The following is a 21,085-nucleotide window of genomic DNA, read 5'->3' as shown; positions in this document are numbered from 1 at the left end:
CCGCTGACGGCGGGTCAGCCGAGCAGGGTGCGACCGCCCTCCAGCATGAGCGTCGCGCCGGTCAGATAGGCCAGGTCGTCGCTCACCAGCGCGACCACCGCCCGGCCGATGTCCGCCTCCGGGTCGCCGAGCCGCCCCAGCGGGATCTCCCTGGCCAGTTCGGCCGCCTTGTGCGGGTGCGCGGCGAGGTACTCCTGCGCCGCCGGGCTCAGCGCGGCCGGACAGATGACGTTCACCCGGATCCCGTACGCGCCCCACTCCCGCGCGGCTACCCGCGTCAGGCCCCGGATCGCCTCCTTGGCCATCGCGTACGCCGCGAAGGTCGCCTCGCCCCGGACCGCGGCCGACGAACCGAGGTTCACGACGCTGCCCCGGCTCTCCTTGAGATGGGGCAGCGCGGCCCGCATCGCGTGGAAGGCCGCCAACGGGCCACTGCGGTAGGCGAGTTCGACGTCGTCGTACGACGTCTCCTCCAACCGGCGCTGAACCGAGGACTGGGCGTTGTTGACGAGCACGTCGAGCGCGCCGAACTCCCGCACCGTCTCGGCCACCATACGGTCGACGTCCTCCCGCTCGCCCACGTCGCCGACCACCGTGTACGCCCGCCCGCCGCGGGCGGCGACCTCCCGCGCCGTGTCCTCGAGCCTGCCCCCGGTCCGGCCGGTGATCACCACCGACGCCCCCTGCGCGGCGAGCGCGAGCGCGATGCCGCGGCCCACTCCCTGTCCGCCGCCGGTGACCAGGGCCGTCCGCCCGGCCAGCCGGGTGCCCGGCTCGCTGCCTCGTCCCGTCACGTCGTCTCCTTCCAGAAGGGCGTCCAGGAGGGGAACGCCCCGGGCAGCGCCGGCCGTCCGGCGCCCGCCCAGCCCTCGAAGCCCACCGCCTGCGGGCGCTCGGTCACGTCCGCCGCGTACCAGTGCTGCTCACGGCGGCGGGAGAAGTACCACTCGCCGTCCACGCGCGCGTAGTCGTCCCGGTAGCAGATCGCCATCACGATCCACCGGTCCCCCACCTCGTGCTCGGCCCGGCAGTAGACCGCACCGGTCGCGGTGTCGCGGCCGGTCAGCTCGACGCGGTGCCCGCAGATCTGGTGCACGGACCGGTGGAAGCCGCGGAGCAAGGGTTCGATGTGGCGGCGCAGAGCGTGCCGCCCGCTGCCGTGACGGCCCATGTCCACGTCCGGCCGGAAGCAGCCGACCCACGCGTCGAGGTCGCGGCCGTCCACGGCCAGCGCGTAGCGGATGGGAAGTTGCTGGATGGCGAGCTGCGACTCGACGCGGTCGACGCGCTCCTCGAGGGAGGTCATGGGCGCGGGTCCTTCGGCAGTCCGAGGAGCTGCTCCCCGATGATGTTGCGCTGGATCTCGCTCGACCCGCCGTAGACCGTCTCCGCGAGCGAGAGCAGGAAGGAGCGCTGCCGGGTGTCCAGGCCGTAGTCCCGGCCCACGATCTGCCCGGCTGGTCCGGCCAGTTCCATGGCCAGCCTGCCGAGTCGCTGGTGCCGCGTCGAGGCGTACAGCTTCGCGGTCGTGGCCTGCGCGCCGGGCGTCCGGCCGGCGGTGAGTTCGGCGATGGTCCGCAGGTTGGTGGTGCGCATGATGCGTACGGAGATCCAGGCGTCGACGATCCGGCGGCGCAGCATCGGATCGTCGAGCGCGCCCCGTTGCCTGGCCAGTCCGATCAGCGCCTCGGCCTCCCGCTCGAAGGTGAGCTGCTGGGGCAGGAGCGTGGTGCCGCGTTCGATGCCGAGCGTGGCCATCGCCGTGCGCCAGCCCTGCCCGACCTCCCCCACCACCAGGTCCGCGTCGGTGCGCGCGTCCGAGAGGAAGACCTCCGCGAACTCGTCCTGGCCGGCGAGGTTGCGGATGGGGCGGATCTCCACGCCCGGCTGGTCCGTGGGCAGGAGCAGCAGGGTCAGACCCTTGTGCCGTTGCGAGTCCGGGTCGGTGCGGGTGAGGACGTAGAGCCAGTCGGCGTGGACGCCGAACGAGGTCCACACCTTCTGTCCACTGACCACCCACTGGTCGCCGTCGCGTTCGGCCCTGGTGCGGACCGACGCCAGGTCGGAGCCCGCGCCCGGCTCGCTGAAGCCCTGGCCCCACAGTGCCTCGACGGCGAGGATCGGCGGCAGGAAGCGCTTCTTCTGCGCCTCGCTGCCCATCGCCAGGAGCATCGGGCCGAGCAGGTCGAGCGCGTTGACGGTGGCCCGGTAGGGGGCGTTCGCGCGGGCGTACTCGTAGGCGAAGACGATCTCCTCCAGGAGCCCGAGCCCCCGGCCCCCGTACTCCCGCGGCCAGCCGACGCCCAGCCAGTTCCCGGCGGCCAGTTCGCGGTCCCAGGCGAGACGGACGTCCCAGGCCTCGCCGTCGGTGGGTCCGCCCACGCCCCGGTGCTCGGCGAACTCCCCGACGAGGTGCCGCGCCAGCCAGTCCCGCAGCTCGTCGCGGAAGTCGCGTACGGCGGGGCCGAAGTCCAGCTCCATGTCTGCCTCTCCCTGGGGTCGTGGGGTGGTTCTCAGATGCCGAGCCGGGCGGCGAGCAGTTCCCGGTGGTACGCCGGGCTGCCGAGCAGTACCTCGGAGCTCTGGGCCCGCTTGAGGTACAGGTGCGCGGGGTGCTCCCAGGTGAAGCCGATACCGCCGTGCACCTGGATGTTGTCGGCGGCGACCCGGCTGAACGCCTCGGAGCAGTAGGTCTGGGCGAGGGCCGCCATGAGCGCGGTCTCCGTCTCGTCGCCGCCGTCCAGGGCCCACAGAGCGCCGTACGCGGCCGAGCGCGCCGACTCGATCTCCATCAGCATGTCGGCGCATTTGTGCTTGATCCCCTGGAACGAGCCGATGGGCCGGCCGTACTGCTCGCGGATCTTCGCGTACGCCACGGCGGCGTCCAGGGTCGCCGCGGCTCCTCCCACCTGTTCGGCGGCCAGCAGTACGGAGGCCGTGGCGAGGGTGCGCGCGAGGGCGGGCCATGCCGCCCCTTCTGCCCCCAGCAGGCGGGCGGGGGTGTCCGCGCACCGCACCCGGGCCTGCTTACGGGTCTGGTCCAGGGTGGGGAGCGGGGTGCGGGTCAGGCCGGGGGCGCCGGCGTCCACCGCGAAGAGGCTGACGCCCGCCGGGGTCCGGGCGGCGACCAGCAGCAGGTCGGCGAGGTGTCCGTCGGGGACGTAGGTCTTGACTCCGGTCAGCCGCCAGCCGTCCGTCGTGCCGTGCGCGGTGAGCCGGATGCCCGCCTCGTCCCAGCGGCCGTCCTCCTCGGTGAGCGCCAGGGTGGCCACCGTCTCCCCGGAGGCCAGGCCCGGCAGGAGGTCGCGTCGGGCCTCCTCGTCGTCGCAGCGCAGCAGCGCCTCGGCGGCCAGGGCGACGGTGGCGAAGTACGGCCCGCACAGCAGGGCGCGGCCCGCCTCCTCGAAGACGATGCCGAGATCGACGTAGCCGAAGCCCGAGCCGCCGTACTCCTCGGGGACGGCGAGCCCCTGAAGGCCGAGTTCGCCGGCCATCCTGTGCCAGACGGCCGGGTCGTGACCCAGCGGGTCGGCCGCCAGGCGGCGTACTTCCGCCTCGTCGGAGTGCTTGGCGAGGAACGACCGCACGACCTTGCGCAGTTCGTCCTGTTCCTCGCTGAAGGTGAGATCCATGCCGAGCTTCCCGTCCTCGGTGCAAGAGGCGCCTGTCGCCCGCTTGCTGCTCGCCGCTCGATACAGTTAGATAATTATAGTATCCGCACTGAATACACCAGGAGCGCGACGTGACCGATCCCTACGAGCCGTTCACGAGCCTGACCTTCGAGCGGCCCGCGCCCGGCGTGCTGCGCATCGTGCTCGACGCCCCCCACCTCAACGCGGTCGATCCGCGGATGCACGGCGAGCTCGCCGACGTCTGGCCGGTCGTGGACCGGGACGAGCAGACCCGCGCGGTGCTGGTCCAGGGGGCGGGCCGGGCCTTCTCCGCGGGCGGGACCTTCGACTCCATCGAGGCCATGACCGGGGAGTACGCGGTCCGCGCCCGGGTGATGCGCGAGGCCCGGGACATGGTCTACGGGGTGCTCAACTGCTCCAAGCCGGTGGTCTCGGCGATCCACGGCCCGGCGGTCGGCGCGGGTCTGGTGATCGGCATGCTCGCGGACATCTCCGTGGCCGCCCGCACGGCGAAGATCGTCGACGGGCACACCCGCCTCGGGGTGGCGGCCGGCGACCACGCGGCCATCTGCTGGCCCCTGCTGTGCGGCATGGCCAAGGCCAAGTACTACCTGCTGACCTGCGAGACGCTCACCGGCGAGGAGGCCGAGCGGATCGGCCTGGTGTCCAAGTGCGTGGACGACGACCAGGTGCACACCGAGGCCCTGCGGGTGGCGACCGCCCTGGCCGCCGGTCCCGCCAGCGCCATCAGCTGGACCAAGAGGTCCCTGAACCACTGGTACCGCACGGCCCAGCCGATCTTCGAGGCCTCGCTGGGACTGGAGTTCTTCGGGTTCGCCGGCCACGAGGTCGTCGAGGGGCTGGCCGCCCACCGCGACAAGCGGACTCCGGACTTCGAGGGCGTGGGCGACAAGCACCCGCTCGCGCTCTGACCCCCGCTGCGACCCCCGCTCCTCGTATACGGACAGGACTCCCCGATGACCGCCGATCGAACGACCACCACCGAAGCCGCCCCGCTCGTGCGGGGGCTCACCTACGAGGAGATGCCGGTCGGGCAGATCTTCCGCACCGCCCGCCGCACCGTCACCGAGACCGACCTGGTCAACTTCGTCACCTGGGGCGGCTTCACCGAGCCCCTCTTCTGGGACGCCTCCCACGCCGCCGAGGGCGGCTACACCGGCCGGCTGGTCCCGGGAGGGCTGACCTACTGCATCGCCGAGGGGCTGGTGCTCCAGACGAACGTGCTGCACGGCACCGGTCTCGCCTTCCTGCACATGGAGCTGTCCGTGCGGGGCCCGGTGTACGTCGGCGACACGCTGTACGCCGTCGTGGAGACCACCGGCTGCCGACCGTCGAGCAAGCCGGGGCGAGGGGTGGTGACCAGCCGGATCGGGGTGCGCAACCAGCGCGACGAGGAGGTGCTCGTCTACACCCCGGTCCGGCTGATCCGGGGCCGCGACTACGCGTCCTCGACGCCCTGACCCCGGGACGCGGCCGGTACCAGACTCAGCCGGGCGGCGCGGCCCGTGTCGGGCACGGGGGCACCGGCGAACGCGCCACGGTGCAGCCAGTCGGAGGGGATCGGCGGGCGCGGCGGCGGCTCGTGGTCCGGGACCGCCATCGCGTACAGACGGGTGTAGCGGAACTTGGCCTCGAGATTGTCGAGGACCGACCAGTACTCGTAGCCGCACACCTCCACCCCTGCCGCGACGAGTCGCGCCAGCCAGGTGAGGCGCGCGCGCAGCAGGGCCACCCGTCGGGCGTCGTCGCTGTGCCCCGTCGCGTCGACCAGGTCCAGGTCGCCCATGCCGTTGTCGACGACCGACAGCGGGGGCAGCAGGTCTCCGTAGAGGTCGCAGAGGCCGGCGACGGCGTCGGCGAGCCCTTCGGGGATGATCGGCCAGCCGTAGGCGGTCGTCTCCACGTCCTCGAAGGGGACGATCGCGAAGCCGATGCCCACGAGCAGGCGGTTCACCTCGTTGAGGGCGCCCTGGCAGGTCGCGGTCGGCAGGACGCGGGGCAGGTTCTCCGGCGCGGTGACCCGGAACGGGGTGTGCCAGGACAGGCCCAGCAGGTCCTGCGGGGTGGCGATGACCTCCAGGTCGCCCGGGCGTACGCAGCCGGTGGCCTCCACCGGTGAGACGTCGTCCTCGGTCACCATGTGGGCGCCGAGCAGCACGGGATCCAGGAAGAGGCGGTTGGTCCAGCTCTCCAGGCGCTCCAGGGCGAGACGGTCGTAGGGGTCGTCGGTGGCGGCGTACCCGCCGACCAGGGTGACCGTGGTCCCGATCCGGCCCCCCGCCCCGGCGGCGCCGAGTGCCTGGGTGGCGAGGCCGTTGGCGAGCAGGAGGTGATGGACGGCGGCCAGCCCGGCCCGCCCGGCGCCACGGCCCGGTGGATACATTCCGGCCACATGGTCGGCGAGTGTGGGGCCGGCCAGGTCGCTGGAGGTGATCCAGCGCTCCACGCGGTCGCCGAAACGGCGGCCCAGTTCGGCGGCGTACTCGGCGAAGTGCTCGGCGGTGTCGCGGGCGAGCCAGCCGCCGGCCGCGTCGAGCCACGGCGGCAGCGAACGGTCGAGGAGTGTGAGGCCGGGCCGCGTCCCCCGGGCGAGCAGGGCGTCGAGGGCGCGGTCGCAGCGGTCCAGGGCCTGCCGGTCCCAGCTGCCGGGGCCGGCGGGCTGGAGCAGCGGCCATCCGGCGACCATGCGGTGCGTGTCCGCGGCGACCCCGGTCAGCTGCCGGATGTCGTCGGTCCACTGGCGGAAGTGCCCGCCCCGCTCCGGTACGGGCGGCGGCGGGGCCGCGACGGTGTCCGCGGTGGCGACCCCCCAGTCGACACCGCGAAGGGATTCGTACAGGGAACCATCACTCATGGTTACCGTCCAGGCGGTGAATGGTTTAGCGCATTCAACTGAATGCCCGCCGTCCGGACGCTAACACTTCAGACAGACCACGACAATGTTTCGGCCAGATCTCCGCAGCTCCGCCCACCGATGGCGCGGCGGGACGGCCTCGGCGGCAGGGGCGGCTTCCGCGGCAGGGGCGGTCACGGCTCCAGGGGCCGGAACTCCTCCTCCTGCCACCAGGGGTAGACGGGGGGCATGTCCTTGCCGACCCGGCCGGGGAACCGCGGCGGCCGCTTGGCCAGGAAGGACTCGACACCCTCCACGGGGTCCGGGCCGCCGCCGATCTGGCCCATGATCCGCGAGTCGAGGCGGTGCGCCGCCATGGGGTGGGGTTCGCCGAGCATCCGCCACATCATCTGGCGCGAGAGGGCCACCGAGACGGGCGAGGTGTGCTCGGCGATCTCCCGGGCGAGTGCGTAGGCCGCCGGCAGCAGTTCCTGCGGCGGGTGGACGGAGCGGACCAGTCCGGCCGCCAGCGCCTCGTCCGGCCCGAAGAGACGACCGGTCGCCACCCACTCCATGGCCCGCTGCATGCCGACGGCGCGCGGCAGGAACCAGCTCGCCGCCGACTCCGGCACGATGCCGCGCCGGGCGAAGACGAAGCCGAATTTGGCCGAGGTCGACGCAAGCCGGATGTCCATCGGCAGGGTCATGCTGGCGCCGACGCCCACCGCCGGGCCGTTGATCGCCGCGATGACGGGCTTCACGCAGGAGAAGAGGCGCAGCGCCACCCGGCCGCCGGTGTCCCGGTGCGCGGCGCCCGCCGTCCGGTGGTCGAAGGAGGAGCCGCCGGAGCTGACGTCGGCGCCCGCGCAGAACCCGCGTCCGGCGCCGGTCACCACGATCACCCGGATGTCGTCGTCGGCGTCGGCCGCGTCCAGGACGTCCAGCAGGTCGCTCATCATCCGGGGGCCGAAGGCGTTGAGTTTCTCCGGTCTGTCGAGGGTGACCGTGAGGATCCGGTCCGCCACTTCCGTGCGCACGGTCTCGTACATGGGGGCGTCCTCCGTCACTGGGCGGGACAGGTTTCCAGAAAGCTTAATTAGTTATAGCATTCAACTCTACTGACTCATTCATGTTGTTCCCTTCCTTGCTTGCGGCGGTGGAGATGACGGATCTGGTGGTGACGGCCGTCGGGCCGGTCCGGCTGGTCGAGCTGAACCGGCCGGAGCAGCTCAACGCGATGAGCGAGGAGCTGCACTCGGGTCTCGCCTCGGTGTGGGACGAGCTCGCCGCGGACCCTGAGGCACGCGTCGTGGTGCTCACCGGGCGCGGCCGGGCGTTCAGCGCCGGCGGCAACTTCGACATCATGACCCGGGTGCAGACCGACGCGACCTTCCGCCAGCGCAACGTCGACGAGGCCCGGCGGATCGTCCACGGCATGGTCCGCTGCCCGCTGCCGGTGATCTCGGCGGTCAACGGGCCCGCCGTCGGCCTCGGGTGCAGTCTGGCGCTGCTGAGCGACCTGGTACTGATCGCCGACGACGCGTATCTGGCCGACCCGCACGTCCAGGTCGGCCTCGTCGCGGGCGACGGAGGCGCTCTCGTCCTGCCCCTGCTCGTCGGCCTGACCCGTGCCAAGGAACTGCTGTTCCTCGGCGAGAGGGTGAGCGCCCAGGAGGCGGTCCGGCTGGGCGTCGTCAACCGCGCCGTCCCGCGGGACAAGCTGATGGACGAGGCCATGGACCTGGCCGGACGGCTGGCGGCGCTGCCCGCGCGGGCGCTGCGCGGGACCAAGCGGGCGGTGAACCTGCATCTGGAGCAGGCCCTCGCCCACGTCCTCGAACCCGCTCTGCTCGCCGAGCGGGAGACCATGCGCTCCGCCGAGCACATCGCGGTCGTCGAGAAGATCATCGAGGCCCGCGGGCGCCGCCGGGCCGGCCAGGAGGGCTGAGGCATGGACTTCGCGTTCAGCGACGAGCACGAGGAACTCCGGCGCACGGTACGGGCGTTCCTCGCGGACACCGCGCCCGAGACCGAGGTACGGCGTCTGATGGAGACGCCGGAGGGCTTCGACCGGCCGCTGTGGCGCCGTATGGGTGAGGAACTCGGCCTCCAGGGGCTCGCCGTGCCGGAGGAGTACGGCGGCGCCGGCTGCGGTCCGGTCGAAGTGGGCGTGGTCATGGAGGAGATGGGCCGGGCGCTGCTCTGCGCGCCGTTCCTGTCCTCGGCCGTGCTGGCGACGACCACGCTGCTGCGCTGTGCGGACGAGGAGGCGCGCAAGCAGCTGCTGCCGGGGCTGGCCTCCGGCGAACTCGTCGGGACGCTGGCCCTGACGGAGGACTCCGCCCGGTGGGACGCGTCCGGCGTCGGGCTCCGCGCCCGGGAATCGGCGGGAGGCTGGCTGCTGAGCGGACACAAGACGTTCGTCCTGGACGGGGCGACCGCCGATGTCGTCCTCACCGTCGCCCGTACCGGGGACGGCACGGGCGACGGCATCGGCGTCTTCCGGGTGGACGGCGACGCGAGCGGGCTGCGCCGCACCCCGCTGCCCACCATGGACCCGACCAGGCGGCAGGCGCGCCTCGACTACGCCGACGTCCCCGCGACGCGGCTGCGTACGCACGGGTCCGGCTGGGACACCGTCGCGCAGGTGCTCGACCGGGCGGCGGTGGCGCTGGCCGCCGAGCAGGTGGGGGTGGCCTCCCGGGCGCTGGACATGGCGGTCGGGTACGCCAAGGTCCGCCATCAGTTCGGGCGGCCCATCGGCTCCTTCCAGGCCGTCAAGCACCTCCTGGCCGACGTCCTCCTGGAGGTGGAGTCGGCGCGCGCCGCCGCCCACTACGCGCTGCTCGCCGCGGAGCGCGAGGACCCGGAGCTGCCCGCCGCGGCGAGTCTGGCCAAGGCGTTCTGCTCCGATGCCTGTCTCCAGGCCACGGCGGAGAACATCCAGGTGCACGGCGGTATCGGTTTCACCTGGGAACATCCGGCCCACCTGTATCTCAAGCGGGCCAAGACATCACAGCTGATGTTCGGCGACCCGGCCTACCACCGGGAGCTGCTCGCGCGGCGCATCGGTCTGGACGCGGGCACGGACACGGACACGCACATCGGGACGGTCGGAGGAGCGGCATGAAGGTTGACGGCAAACTCAGCGTGTGGGGCACCGCGGAGGTCGTCGAGGAGGCCCGGCACCACGAGAAGGCCGGCTACGACGGCCTGTGGGCCTCGGAGTCCAAGCACGACCCCTTCCTGCCGCTGGTGCTGGCGGCCGAGCACACCGAGCGGCTGGAGGTGGGGACGGCCATCGCGGTGGCCTTCGCCCGCTCCCCCATGCAGCTCGCGTACACCGCGCACGACCTCCAGAGCTACTCCGGCGGGCGTTTCTCGCTCGGCCTCGGCAGCCAGATCAAACCGCACATCGAGCGGCGCTTCGACATGCCCTGGAGCCGGCCCGCGGCCCGGATGCGGGAGTACGTGAGTGCGCTGCGCGCCATCTGGGCCGCCTGGAACGAGGGCGAACGGCTGAACTTCCGCGGCGACTTCTACTCGCACACGCTGATGTCACCCTTCTTCTCCCCGCCGCCCGCTCCGGGCGGCGCGCCCAAGGTGTTCGTGGCCGCGGTCGGCGAGGCGATGACCAGGGTGGCGGGCGAGGTCGCCGACGGGCTCCTCGCCCACGGGTTCACCACCGAGCGGTACCTGCGGGAGGTGACCCTGCCGACCGTGACCGCTGGGCTGGCCGCGTCCGGCCGCGCCCGGGACGACTTCTCGGTGTCCCATCTGCTGCTGACCGCGACCGGCCGCACCCAGGAGGAGATGACCCGCGCGATCGACAGCACCCGCGCCCAGATCGCCTTCTACGGCAGCACGCCCGCCTATCGCGGGGTACTGGAGCTGCACGGCTGGGGCGCGCTCGGTGACGAACTGCACGCGCTGTCGACGTCACGGCGCGAGGACAAGTGGCAGGCGATGAGCGGGCTCGTCGACGACGAGGTGCTGCACACCTTCGCGGTGGTGGCGGAGCCGGAGCGGGTGGCGGGCGAGATCCGTCGACGGTACGGGCCGCTGGTCGACCGGGTGTCCTTCTACACCGCCTACGAGATCGGCGCCGAGGTGTGGGAGCCGATCGTGTCGGAACTGCGCGGAGGCTGACCCCGGGGCGGAGCTGAGCCCGCCGCGTCAGTCGAACAGGTCCAGGACCGTGGTCATGGACCTGTTCCGCAGCAGGTAGTCCTCCGCCTCCTGGAGGTGCAGGCGCCACAGCTTCTCGGCGGCCTCGGACCGGCGGGCGGCCACCAGCTCGACGAGCGCGCGGTGGGCGCCGAAGCCGCGGCGGTTGGCCCGGATGTTCTCGGGGCTGCCGGCGTCGAGGTCGACGTGGGACCAGTTCGCCTGGTCGATGATGTGCCGGACCATGCCGTTGAGGACGCTCAGCGTCTCGTTGCCCGCCAGTTCGACGACCAGGGCGTGGAACTCCATGTGGGCGCGGATGAACGCCGACGGGTTCTCCATCAGCCCCTCGGCCTCGGCGACGGCGGCCCGCAGCCGCTCCAGGTCCCCGTCGGTGCGGCGCCCGGCCAGCAGCCCGGCGCACGGCGCCTCGATCACCGTACGGGCGTCGTACACGTCCTTGAGGGTCGTGCCCCGGTACTCCAGGACCACTCCGGCGTAGCGGGCGGCCACCGTGCCCTCCGGTACCTGTACCCGCGCGCCGCCCCGGGCGCCCCGGCGCACGCTGATGAGCGACTCCGACTCCAGCACCCGGAACGCCTCGCGCAGGGTCGGCCGGGAGACGGCGAACTCCGCCATCAGGGCCGTCTCGGCGGGCAGCGCCTCCCCCTCGGCGAGTTCCCCGCGCACGATCTTGCGGCGCAGCTGGGCCGCCACCAGCTCGGCCATCTTCGGGACCCGTACCGGTGTGTTCGTCACCGCACCCGCCTCCGCCCTCATGCGCTCGTGTCCGGTACGAAGTACGGCAGGGTGATCTCGTCGGTGAAGGCGCGCAGGTCCACGCGGACGCGCATCCCGATGACGACCTGGTCGGGGTCGCCGGCGTCCACGTGGGACAGCATGGTGCCCCCTTCATCGAGGTCGATCACGGCCAGCGCGAAGGGCGCGTCGAACCCTGGTCCGGGCGCCCGGTGCACCACGGTCACCGAGTAGACGGTCCCCCGGCCCGCGCTCGGCTGGTAGCGCCATCGCGCGGACAGACAGCCCGGGCACGCCGGTTCGGGCACGAAGAAGCGCAGGCCGCAGTCGGGGCAGGCCGGTACGACCAGCTCACCGCGCCGGGCCGCGGCCCAGAACGGCTCCGACAGCGGAGTCGGGACGGGGACGGGTCGCCCGTTCATCGCATCCTCCCCAGCACGCTCATCTCGTAGTGCTGTGCGCCGGAGCCGGCGTTGCCGACGACCGCCAGTTCCGCGCCCTCGACCTGGTGCACGGCGCTGCCGCGCAACTGCCGTACGGCCTCGACGACCTTGAGGGTCATCTGCTGGGTGCCGTTCCACGCGTACGACAGACAGCCGCCGTCGGGATTGACCGGGTGCTTGCCGCCCACGGCGATCGCGCCGGCGGCCGCGAGGGGTCCGCCCTCGCCCTCCCCGCACAGCCCGAGAACCTCCAGCTGCCGGATGATCTCGAAGGAGTTGGGGTCGTAGAGCGAGAAGACGTCCACGTCCTGCGGGCCGATCCCCGCCATCGCGTACGCGCGTGCCGCGGCGTCCCGGCCGAGCTGCCCGACCTCCCGGTGCAGCGCAGGGTTCGCGTAGGCGGCCTGGTGGTACTCCATCCCGCCGCCGAGCACCGCGACGGGCGGGTTCGGCAGGTCGCGGGCGCGTTCGGCGGTGGTCACCACGAGGGCCGCGCCGCCCTCGCCGACGATGCAGCAGTCCAGCAGATGGAAGGGGGTGGCCACCGTGCGGGAGGCGAGCACGTCGTCGGCGGTGTAGGGGCCGCGACCGTACATCATCGCCTCGGGGTTGGTGGTGCCGTTGTTGCGGATGGTGGCGGCGACCTCCGCGAGCTGGCGGGAGGTCGTCCCGTACTCGTGCATGTGCCGGGCCGCCACCAGAGCGAACTGGGCGACGACATAGCTGCCCCAGACGTCGGCGAACTCCAGCGGCACCCCGGCCCCGACCGGGCCCGAGCCGCGCGAGACCAGTTTGCAGCCGCCGACCACGACGGTGTCGGCGTATCCGGCGCGGATCGCCGCGGCCGCCTTCAGCAGGCCGCGCGAGCCGGCGTTGTCGAGCATCGAGTCGCTGGTCCAGCGCAGGTCGCGGCCGAGCATGCGCGCCCAGGAGCTGCCTTCGCCGGGTACGCCGCCGGGGCCGGGCCAGTCCACCTGGGCGCCGTCGACGTCGGCCGGCGTCAGCCCGGCGTCCTCGATCGCACCGCGCACCGATTCGAGGGCGAGGTCCATGGCGTCCCGGTGCGGGAGGGACAGGGCCTGCTCGGTGGCGTGGACGCCGACGACGACGGGCAGCCGGCCGTTCACGCCGTCACCGTCCCGCGCCGAGCGTGTCGCCGCCGGGGTAGCCGCCCCCGCCGAAGCGCTCGTCGAGCGCCTCGTAGTCCATGGCGAAGTCCTTGGTGCGGGGCAGCGCCTCGACGAACTCCACCGTCTTGGGCTTCTTGTACGAGGCGATCCGCGCCCGGCAGTGTTCGACGACGTCCCGCGCGGTCACGGGTCCGGCGTCCGGGTGGAGCACCACGACCGCCTTGACGTCCTGCGCCCAGCGCTCGTTCGGCACGCCGATCACCGCCGCCTCCCGGACGGCCGGGTGGGACTCGATGCAGTTCTCCACCTCCGCCGGGAAGATGTTCTCGGCCGCCGACTTGAGCATGCGGGTCGTCGTGCCGAGGAAGCTGATCGTGCCGTCGGGCTCGCGGCGGCCCAGGTCGGTGGTGTGCCACCAGCCGGACCGGAAGCGCTCCTCGTTGATCTGCGGCCGGTTCCAGTAGCCGAGGTGCACGAGGTCGCCGCGCAGGCAGATCTCGCCCGCCTCGCCGGCGGCGCACTCCTCGTCCGCGTCGTTCAGCACGCGTACGGCGGTGCCGGGGCCGGGGCGTCCCGCGTTGCCCTCGCCGCTACCGCCGTACGCGCCGGTCACGGCGAAGCCGGTCACCTCGGTCTGGCCGTAGCCGCGGCCCTCTCCCCCGCCGTTGCGGGTGAACCGGCTCCGGTCGGTGGGCACGGTGCCCTGCCACAGGGGTGCGGCGACGCTGGCGCGCAGGTGGGAGAGGTCGTGGCCGGCCTCGCGGTTCAGCGCGACGAGCTGTGCGATGGTCGGGGGCATCAGATAGGCGTGCGTGCACCGCTCCTGTGCCAGCACGGGGAGCAGTTCCTCGGCCACCACCCGGCGCACGATCACGTTCTTGCCGCCGTGGACGAAGGCCGGGACGCCCCAGAACTGGTAGTTGCCGATGTGGAACATCGGGCCGGCGCCGAGGAAGGCCGTCTCCGCCCCGATGTCGCCCATCCAGGCGGCGCCCGTGCCCATGGCGAGCAGGTTGCGGTGGGAGAGCATCGAGCCGGACTGCCGTCCCGAGATGGCGGCGGTGTAGATGACCAGCAGCGCGGAGTCCGGATCGACGTCGGTGTCCGGGTCCTCGGGCGAGCCGGCGGCCAGGAAGGACTCGTAGCCGTCGGGTTCCCCGGTGTCGTGGCGCAGCCACAACGCGCGGTGGTCGTCGCCCAGTTCGGCGCGGGCCTTGGCGACCGTGTCGCCGATCTCCTCGTCCTGCCAGACGACCACCCGGGGATCGAAGTCCCGCACGGCGAACGCCATTTCGGGGGCGGCCCAGCGCCAGTAGCCGGGACAGACCATGGCGCCCGTCTTGGCGGCTGCGCCGAGCAGTTCCCAGATCCGGAAGGAGTTCTGTCCGAGCCACAGGATCCGGTCGCCGGGCCCGACGCCGGCGGCGGTCAGGGCGTGGGCCAGGCGGTTTGTGCGCTCGTCCAGCTGCGGCCAGGTCAGCCGGACGTCGCCGTCGACGAGGGCGACTGTGCCGGGGAAGGACCTTCGGTGCTCACGGATGATGTCGCCGAACGTCAGGCGGCGGGCGGGGTGCATGCTGTTGGCTCCAGGAGGTGAGAGGACGTCAGACGCGGCCGACGCCTACGCCCTTGACGTGGATGAACTCGTCGAGTCCCGCTCTGCCGCCTTCCCGGCCGAACCCGCTGATGCCGACGCCGCCGAAGGGCGTGGCCGGCGAGGTGATCGGGTTGGGGCCGGGGTTGACGTAGACCGTCCCGGCCCTCAGCCGTGGCACCAGGCGGTTCACGCGGGCGATGTCGTGGCTCTGGATGTAGGCGGACAGGCCGTACTCGGTGTCGTTGGCGAGCGCGACGGCCTCGTCCTCCGTGTCGAACGGGGTGATGGCGAGGACGGGTCCGAAGATCTCCCGCTGCGCGAGGTCGCTACGGTTGTCGACGTCCGCGAAGACGGTCGGGGCGACGAAGTACCCGTCGGCGTCGATGCGTTCACCGCCGCTCACCAGGCGTCCCGCACCGCTCCCGGCCGCACTGTCGATCACGCCCTGGACCCGGTCGCGGGCGGCGGCGTCGACGAGGGGTCCGATGTACGTCGCCGGGTCCAGCGGGTCTCCGACGGGCAGGTGGGCGACCACGCCCGCGACGCGCGCGATCACCTCGTCGTAGACCGGGCGCTCCACCAGCAGCCTGGTGGGCAGCGCGCAGCCCTGGCCGGTGTTGCTCATGGCGAAGGCCGCGCAGTAGGGGACGACGGTGTCCAGGTCGGAGTCGGCGAACAGGAGGTTGGCGGACTTGCCGCCCAGTTCGAAGACAACGGGTTTGAGGCTCCGCGCCGCGTCGGCCATGATGCGGCGCGCGGTGGCGGGTCCGCCGGTGAAGGAGATCTTGTCCACGCCGGGGTGGTTCACCAGGGCCGCGCCGGCGTCGCCGAGTCCGGTGACGACGTTGACGACGCCCTCGGGGATGCCCGCCTCATGGGCCAGGTCGGCGAAGAGCAGGGCGGAGAACGGTGTGGCCTCGGCCGGTTTGATGACCACGGTGTTCCCGGCGGCGAGCGACGGCGGGACCTTCATCGCCAGCGACAGCGCGGGCGAGTTCCACGTGATGATGTGGCCGATGACCCCGTAGGGCTCGGCGATCGTGTACTCGAAGTTCTCGTGCGGGCTGTGGCCCGCCCCGACCAGCCCCTCGATCTTGTCGGCCCAGCCCGCGTAGTACTCGGTCCACTCGGCGACGTGCGGTCCGACGTTGTCCGCCCAGCCTCCGATGCAGACGCCGTTCTCCAGCGGGCTGATCGCGGCGAAGGCGGGGATGTGGTCGCGGAGCAGACCGGCGAAACGGGTGAGGAGGCGGCGGCGTTCGGCGGGCCGCATGGCGCCCCAGACCTCGAAGGCCTGGCGGGCCGCGGCGACGGCCCGGTCCACCTCGGCAGGGCCCGCGAGCGGGATGTGCGCCTGGACCAGCCCGGTCGCCGGGTTGCGGTGCTCGTGGACGCCGCCGCTCGGATCGGTGACGTCCTTGCCGCCGATGACCAGCCTCGGCCGCGGCAGATCCCGCTCGGCTCTTTCCTGGTGGAGCTGCACGTCGACCGTGACCACGGGTGCCTCCCTGAGCCCTGTGTGCGCCGTCCGCGCATCCAGGGCTAAATAGCTAACCTATTTATCGAAGCTAGTCAATGAGTTCGGCACCCCGCCGGCCGGCGGCCTCACAGACCCAGGGACCGGCCGACGATCTCCTGCATGATCTCCGAGGTCCCGCCGAAAACCCGCTGCACCCTGCTGTCCCGCCAGATACGGGCGATCTCGTACTCGTTGACGTAGCCGTAGCCGCCGAAAAGCTGCATACAGCGGTCGATGACCTCCCAGCCGGTCTCGGACGTCCAGTACTTCGCGGCGGCCGCCTCCTCGGCTGTCAGGTCGCCCTGGAACAGGGCCATGATGCAGCCGTCCAGGTAGACCCGGGCCGCGCCCAGCTTGGCCTTGACGTCGGCGAGCGCGAACCTGTTGGCCTGGAACTGCCCGATCGGCTGCCCGAACGCCGTGCGGGTTCTGGCGTACTCGAGCGCCAGCGCGAAGGCCCGTTCGGCCGCCGCCAGCGAGGAGACGGCGATGGCGAGCCGCTCCGTCGGCAGGTTGCCCATCATGTGGTAGAAACCGCACCCCTCCTGCCCGACGAGGTTCCCGGCGGGGACGCGCACCTCGTGGAAGAAGAGTTCCGCGGTGTCCTGGGCCTTCATGCCGACCTTGTCGAGCTTGCGTCCGCGCTCGAAGCCCTCGGCGCCGCGCTCGACGACGATCAGGCTGATGCCCTTGTGGCCCGCGTCCGGGTCGGTCTTGCAGGCAACGATGACCAGGTCGGCCAGGATGCCGTTGGTGATGAAGGTCTTGGAGCCGTCGATCACCCACTCGTCGCCGTCCCGGCGGGCGGTGGTGCGGATGTTCTTGAGGTCGGAGCCGGCGGAGGGTTCCGACAGCGCGAGCGCGCAGATCGTCTCGCCGCTGATCACCCCGGGCAGCCAGCGCGCCTTCTGCTCCGGGGTGGTCAGGCGTGCGAGGTAGGGCGGTATGACGTCGTTCTGGAGGCCGAGCCCGATGCCGACCGAGCTGGTGGCCGCCATCTCCTCGGCCATGATGGCGTTGTAGCGGAAGTCCCAGATCCCCTGCCCGCCGTACTCCTGCGGGAACTGCCAGCCGATGAGTCCGGCCTTGCCCGCCGCCGCCCACGCGGCCCGGCCCACCTGCCCGTCGCGCTCCCACTGCTCGGTGTGCGGGGCGCATTCGCGCAGGTAGAAGGTGCGGGCGGTCTCCCGGAACAGCTCGTGTTCCTCGGTGAAGATCGTACGGCGCATACTCGACTCCGCTCGTGCATCTCGCTTATTTAGCTGAAGTAGTTATACGATAGCGCTGTATCGAGGTCCGGGCGAGGGAGGGCGCGTGAGCGTACGGGACAAGGTGGCGCTCGTCACCGGGGCGGGGCGGGGCATCGGCGAGGCCATCGCCGAGCGGCTCGCCGCCCATGGAGCCGCCGTCGCCGTCTGCGACCTGGACCCGGAGGCCGCGGACAAGGTGGCGGCCCGGCTCGCGGAGCGCTACACGGCGCGGACGACGGCGGTGGGCGCGGACATCTCCGACAGCGCGGCCGTACGCGCCGCCGTGGAGCGCGTGACGGCCGCACTCGGGCCGGTGGACATCCTGGTCAACAACGCTGCCGTCGATGTCATCGGCCGCTTCGTGGACAGCGCGGAGGCCACCTGGGACCGGATCATCGCCGTCAATCTGCGCGGCACGATCACCGTGACCCGGGCGGTCCTCGACCCGATGATCGAACGCGGCGGCGGGAGGATCGTGCACATCGCCTCGGACGCCGGCCGCGTCGGCTCCTCCGGCGAGGTCGTGTACTCCGCGACGAAGGGCGGGGTCATCGCCTTCGGCAAGGCGCTGGCCCGCGAGGTCGCCCGGCACGGCATCACCGTGAACAGCGTCTGCCCGGGGCCCACCGACACCGCGCTGCTCGGGCAGGTCGCCGAGTACAGCCAGAAGATGTACGACGCGACGGTGCGGGCGATCCCGCTGCGCCGCGTCGCCCGGCCCACCGAGATCGCCGACGTGGTGACCTTCCTCGTCTCCGACGACGCCGCCTATGTGACCGGGCAGACGCTCTCGGTCAGCGGCGGACTCACGATGGTCTGAGGTGAGCACCGTGCTGCGTACCGAACTGCGCGACGACATCGCCGTGCTGACCCTCGACCGTCCCGGACGGCTGAACGCCGTCGGCTCCGAGACGGTCGAACGGCTCACCGAGGCGCTGGACGACCTGCGCGACAACGACGACGTCCGCGCCCTGGTGCTGACCGGAGCCGGCCGGGCCTTCTCGGCCGGAGCCGACCTCGGCGAGATCGAGTCGTTCACCGCGCCCGGCCAGTTCCGTGCCTTCGTGGGACGGCTGACCGAGGCGTTCGCGCTCCTGGAGGACTTCCCGAAGCCCTCGGTCGCGGCGGTCCACGGCTTCGCCTACGGCGGCGGCCTGGAGCTGGCCCTCGCCTGCGACCTCCGGGTGGCGGAACGGGGCGCCCTGCTGGGCCTGCCCGAGATGAAGCTCGGGGTGCTGCCCGGCGCGGGCGGCACCCAGCGGCTGCCGCGTCTGCTGCCGCCCGCGGTCGCCAAACAGATGATCCTCACCGGCGAGCCGATCGACGCGGCCCGGGCCCATGTGCTGGGGCTGGTCAACGAACTGGCCGAACCCGGCGACGCACTGAAGGTCGCCGAGGCGCTGGCGGCCCGTCTGGCAGCGGGTGCCCCGCTGGCGCTCGCGGCGGGCAAGCGGCTGATCGACTACGGCCTCGGCATGGACCTGGAGGCGGCGATCGCCTACGAGCGCGAGACCGTCTCGGTGCTGTTCTGCACCGAAGACCGCGCCGAGGGCCTGAAGGCGTTCCGCGAGCGCAGGCCCGGCGAGTTCCGCGGCGCGTGACGAACCGTCCCCGAACGATGTGGAGGTGGGCCGTGCGGCCACTTGAGGGCATTGCCGTCGTCGAGCTGGGCATGTGGGTGGCGGCACCGGCCGCGGCCACCATGCTCGCGGACTGGGGCGCCGACGTGGTGAAGGTGGAGGCGCCGACCGGCGACCCCAACCGTTACACCCTGCGGCACGTGGGCCAGGACATCGACAGCGCGCCCCCGTTCGAGACCGACAACCGCGGCAAGCGCGGGATCGTCCTCGATCTGCGCTCCGCGGAAGGCAAGGACGTGCTGGAACGGCTGCTGGAGCGGGCCGACGTGTTCGTCACCAACCTGCGCCCCGGCGCACTGGAGCGGCTGGGACTGGCACCGGACGAGCTGCGCGCCCGCCATCCCCGGCTGGTCGTCGGCACCCTGACGGGATACGGCTGGGCAGGTGACGAACGCGACCGGGCGGGCTACGACGTGTCCGCGTTCTGGGCCCGGCCCGGCATCGCCGCCATGCTCAACCCGGCCGGGGAGCCGCCGCCCGGTATCCGGCCCGGCCTCGGCGACCGTACGGCCGCGTCCAATCTGGTGGCGGGCGTGCTGGCCGCGCTGCTGCGCCGGGAGCGCACCGGCGAGGGCGGCGTGGTCGACGTGTCCCTGCTGCGCTCCGGCACCTACGCCAACGGCAACGACCTCGCCCTTCAGAACTTCTTCGGCCGGCGCGGCCGAACCCGGCACCGCACCGAGCACGAGTCCCCGCTCTACAACTCCTACCGGGCCGCCGACGACCGCTGGTTCTGGCTGGTCGGACTGGAGGGGAACCGGCACTGGCCCGGTGTCGTCGAGGCGCTCGGCCGCACGGACCTGGCGGCCGACGAGCGGTTCGCGACCGGGAAGGCCCGGCGGGGCCATGTGCGCGAGCTGATCGCCGAGTTCGACGAGGAGTTCGCGAAGCGGCCGCTCGCCGCATGGGCGGCCCGGTTCGACGCGGCGGGCGTGTGGTGGGCGCCCGTGCAGACGCTGGCCGAGGTGGCGGCCGATCCGCAGGCGGAGGCGGTCGGGGCGTTCGTCGAACAGCCCGGCATGGGCGACGCGCCCCCGCTGCGGACGGTGGCGACACCCGTCGGCTTCTGGGGCGTCGACGACAAGCCGCGCGGCGGCGCTCCGACCCTCGGCGAGCACACCGACGAAGTGCTCGCCGAACTCGACCGACCCGGCACATGAAGCTCAGGAGGTACGGCGTGGGCATTCTCGACGACAAGGTCGCCATCGTGACGGGCGGTGGCAGGGGGCTGGGCCGGGCGCACTGCCTGGCGCTCGCCGAGGCCGGCGCCACCGTGGTGGTGAACGATCCCGGTGCGGGCGTGCACGGCGAACAGACCGGTGACTCGCCGGCCGACGAGGTCGTCACGGAGATCATCGAGCGCGGCGGGCGGGCGGTCGCCAACCATGCCTCGGTCACGGACTGGACGGCGACCGAGGCCATGGTCGCGGACACCGTCGCCGAGTTCGGGCGGCTCGACATCGTGGTGAACAACGCCGGGATCGTGCGCGACCGCATGCTGTTCTCGATGAGCGAGGCCGAGTTCGACGCCGTGATCGCCGTCCATCTCAAGGGCACCTTCGCCCTCACCCGGCATGCCTGCGCGTACTGGCGCGAGGCGTCGAAACGGGGAGAACGGGTGGCCGGCCGGGTGATCAACACGACGTCCGGGACAGGGCTGTTCGGCAACCAGGGACAGTCCAACTACGGCGCCGCCAAAGCGGGGGTCGCCGGGCTCACCGTTCTCACCGCCCTCGAGATGCACCGCTACGGCGTCACCGCGAACGCCATCTCGCCGATCGCCGCCACGCGGATGACGGACGGGCTCTCCGTCGGCGAGTCCCTGCGGGCCGACGGCGGCTTCGACCCGCGCGATCCCGCCAACGCCTCCGGAGTGGTGGTCTACCTGGCCTCCGACAGCGCGGCCTGGCTTACCGGCCAGGTGCTGCGGATCGAGGGCAACCGGCTCAACCGGCTGGAGGGCTGGACCGTCACAGGCGTCCACCCCGGCCGGACGGGCGAGGCTCTCGGTTACGAGGAACTCGTCGACGCGGTACCGCGGTTGTACGGGGTCGCCCCAGCCGGCCGGGCCACCGGGGTCGGCCAGTGAACCGG

Annotated in this window: 21 protein-coding genes; 9 read left to right on the top strand and 12 right to left on the bottom strand. The window is 72.4% G+C overall.

Annotated features, from left to right (window positions below; genetic code table 11):
* Positions 1-14: 14 nt before the first annotated feature.
* The 4 genes from OHS71_RS36595 to OHS71_RS36580 are packed head-to-tail and all read right to left on the bottom strand — an operon-like array spanning position 15 to position 3,632.
* Positions 15-794: an SDR family NAD(P)-dependent oxidoreductase gene (locus tag OHS71_RS36595; RefSeq protein WP_328483612.1), complete on the bottom strand. Its 780-nt coding sequence runs from the start codon at positions 792-794 to the stop codon at positions 15-17.
* Positions 791-1,306: a nuclear transport factor 2 family protein gene (locus OHS71_RS36590; RefSeq protein ID WP_328483611.1), complete on the bottom strand. Its 516-nt coding sequence runs from the start codon at positions 1,304-1,306 to the stop codon at positions 791-793. The genes OHS71_RS36595 and OHS71_RS36590 overlap by 4 nt, the downstream gene beginning before the upstream one ends.
* Positions 1,303-2,481, bottom strand: coding sequence for an acyl-CoA dehydrogenase family protein (locus tag OHS71_RS36585; protein ID WP_328483610.1), 1,179 nt, complete (start codon positions 2,479-2,481; stop codon positions 1,303-1,305). Before OHS71_RS36585 ends, OHS71_RS36590 begins: the two co-directional genes overlap by 4 nt.
* 32 nt (positions 2,482-2,513) lie before the next feature.
* Positions 2,514-3,632, bottom strand: coding sequence for an acyl-CoA dehydrogenase family protein (locus OHS71_RS36580; protein ID WP_328483609.1), 1,119 nt, complete (start codon positions 3,630-3,632; stop codon positions 2,514-2,516).
* Positions 3,633-3,742: 110 nt separating this feature from the next.
* Between OHS71_RS36580 and OHS71_RS36575 the strand changes: the two genes are divergently transcribed.
* Together OHS71_RS36575 and OHS71_RS36570 are read left to right on the top strand one after the other, a co-directional pair.
* Positions 3,743-4,564, top strand: a complete 822-nt coding sequence (locus OHS71_RS36575) for an enoyl-CoA hydratase/isomerase family protein (RefSeq protein ID WP_328483608.1) — start codon at positions 3,743-3,745, stop codon at positions 4,562-4,564.
* 45 nt (positions 4,565-4,609) lie between these two features.
* Positions 4,610-5,113 (top strand): MaoC family dehydratase, encoded by a 504-nt coding sequence (locus OHS71_RS36570; protein ID WP_328483607.1) that lies wholly within the window; start codon positions 4,610-4,612, stop codon positions 5,111-5,113.
* Here the strand turns inward: OHS71_RS36570 and OHS71_RS36565 are convergent.
* Positions 5,092-6,507 (bottom strand): glycoside hydrolase family 1 protein, encoded by a 1,416-nt coding sequence (locus OHS71_RS36565; protein WP_328483606.1) that lies wholly within the window; start codon positions 6,505-6,507, stop codon positions 5,092-5,094. The two genes, OHS71_RS36570 and OHS71_RS36565, sit on opposite strands and share 22 nt — an antisense overlap.
* Before the next feature lie 173 nt (positions 6,508-6,680).
* Complete coding sequence (locus OHS71_RS36560) at positions 6,681-7,535, bottom strand: crotonase/enoyl-CoA hydratase family protein (RefSeq protein WP_328483605.1); 855 nt, start codon at positions 7,533-7,535, stop codon at positions 6,681-6,683.
* An 80-nt stretch (positions 7,536-7,615) separates the two neighbouring features.
* Here OHS71_RS36560 and OHS71_RS36555 point away from each other — a divergent pair, with 80 nt between their 5' ends.
* The 3 genes from OHS71_RS36555 to OHS71_RS36545 are packed head-to-tail and all read left to right on the top strand — an operon-like array spanning position 7,616 to position 10,635.
* Positions 7,616-8,434, top strand: a complete 819-nt coding sequence (locus tag OHS71_RS36555; RefSeq protein ID WP_328483604.1) for an enoyl-CoA hydratase/isomerase family protein — start codon at positions 7,616-7,618, stop codon at positions 8,432-8,434.
* Between the two features lie 3 nt (positions 8,435-8,437).
* Positions 8,438-9,616, top strand: a complete 1,179-nt coding sequence (locus OHS71_RS36550; RefSeq protein ID WP_328483603.1) for an acyl-CoA dehydrogenase family protein — start codon at positions 8,438-8,440, stop codon at positions 9,614-9,616.
* Complete coding sequence (locus tag OHS71_RS36545) at positions 9,613-10,635, top strand: TIGR03617 family F420-dependent LLM class oxidoreductase (protein ID WP_328483602.1); 1,023 nt, start codon at positions 9,613-9,615, stop codon at positions 10,633-10,635. The genes OHS71_RS36550 and OHS71_RS36545 overlap by 4 nt, the downstream gene beginning before the upstream one ends.
* Positions 10,636-10,662: 27 nt before the next feature.
* Here OHS71_RS36545 and OHS71_RS36540 read toward each other — a convergent pair whose 3' ends face one another.
* From OHS71_RS36540 to OHS71_RS36515, 6 genes are all read right to left on the bottom strand, one after another.
* Positions 10,663-11,412 (bottom strand): FadR/GntR family transcriptional regulator, encoded by a 750-nt coding sequence (locus tag OHS71_RS36540; protein ID WP_328483601.1) that lies wholly within the window; start codon positions 11,410-11,412, stop codon positions 10,663-10,665.
* A 17-nt stretch (positions 11,413-11,429) separates the two neighbouring features.
* Positions 11,430-11,834 carry a Zn-ribbon domain-containing OB-fold protein gene (locus tag OHS71_RS36535; RefSeq protein WP_328483600.1) on the bottom strand — a complete coding sequence of 135 codons (405 nt, stop codon included), beginning with the start codon at positions 11,832-11,834 and terminating at the stop codon, positions 11,430-11,432.
* On the bottom strand, positions 11,831-12,982 hold the full coding sequence (locus OHS71_RS36530) for a thiolase family protein (RefSeq protein ID WP_328483599.1): 1,152 nt from the start codon (positions 12,980-12,982) through the stop codon (positions 11,831-11,833). Before OHS71_RS36530 ends, OHS71_RS36535 begins: the two co-directional genes overlap by 4 nt.
* A gap of 4 nt (positions 12,983-12,986) precedes the next feature.
* On the bottom strand, positions 12,987-14,561 hold the full coding sequence (locus OHS71_RS36525) for an AMP-binding protein (RefSeq protein ID WP_328483598.1): 1,575 nt from the start codon (positions 14,559-14,561) through the stop codon (positions 12,987-12,989).
* A 28-nt stretch (positions 14,562-14,589) separates the two neighbouring features.
* Entirely contained in the window at positions 14,590-16,080 is a 1,491-nt protein-coding gene (locus tag OHS71_RS36520; protein ID WP_328483597.1) for an aldehyde dehydrogenase family protein, read from the bottom strand.
* A 107-nt stretch (positions 16,081-16,187) separates the two neighbouring features.
* Positions 16,188-17,330, bottom strand: a complete 1,143-nt coding sequence (locus OHS71_RS36515) for an acyl-CoA dehydrogenase family protein (RefSeq protein ID WP_328483596.1) — start codon at positions 17,328-17,330, stop codon at positions 16,188-16,190.
* An 85-nt stretch (positions 17,331-17,415) separates the two neighbouring features.
* Between OHS71_RS36515 and OHS71_RS36510 the strand changes: the two genes are divergently transcribed.
* From OHS71_RS36510 to OHS71_RS36495, 4 genes are read left to right on the top strand one after another with little or no spacing between them, the layout of a single operon-like run.
* Complete coding sequence (locus OHS71_RS36510) at positions 17,416-18,171, top strand: SDR family NAD(P)-dependent oxidoreductase (RefSeq protein ID WP_328483595.1); 756 nt, start codon at positions 17,416-17,418, stop codon at positions 18,169-18,171.
* Between the two features lies 1 nt (position 18,172).
* Positions 18,173-18,952, top strand: a complete 780-nt coding sequence (locus OHS71_RS36505; protein ID WP_328483594.1) for an enoyl-CoA hydratase/isomerase family protein — start codon at positions 18,173-18,175, stop codon at positions 18,950-18,952.
* A 32-nt stretch (positions 18,953-18,984) separates the two neighbouring features.
* Positions 18,985-20,151: a CaiB/BaiF CoA transferase family protein gene (locus OHS71_RS36500; protein ID WP_328483593.1), complete on the top strand. Its 1,167-nt coding sequence runs from the start codon at positions 18,985-18,987 to the stop codon at positions 20,149-20,151.
* A gap of 17 nt (positions 20,152-20,168) precedes the next feature.
* Complete coding sequence (locus OHS71_RS36495) at positions 20,169-21,080, top strand: SDR family NAD(P)-dependent oxidoreductase (protein WP_328483592.1); 912 nt, start codon at positions 20,169-20,171, stop codon at positions 21,078-21,080.
* The last annotated feature ends 5 nt before the right edge of the window (positions 21,081-21,085 follow it).

Source organism: Streptomyces sp. NBC_00377, from assembly GCF_036075115.1.
In the GTDB taxonomy this organism is placed as follows: domain Bacteria; phylum Actinomycetota; class Actinomycetes; order Streptomycetales; family Streptomycetaceae; genus Streptomyces.
This window is presented reverse-complemented; position numbering and strand designations above follow the sequence as displayed.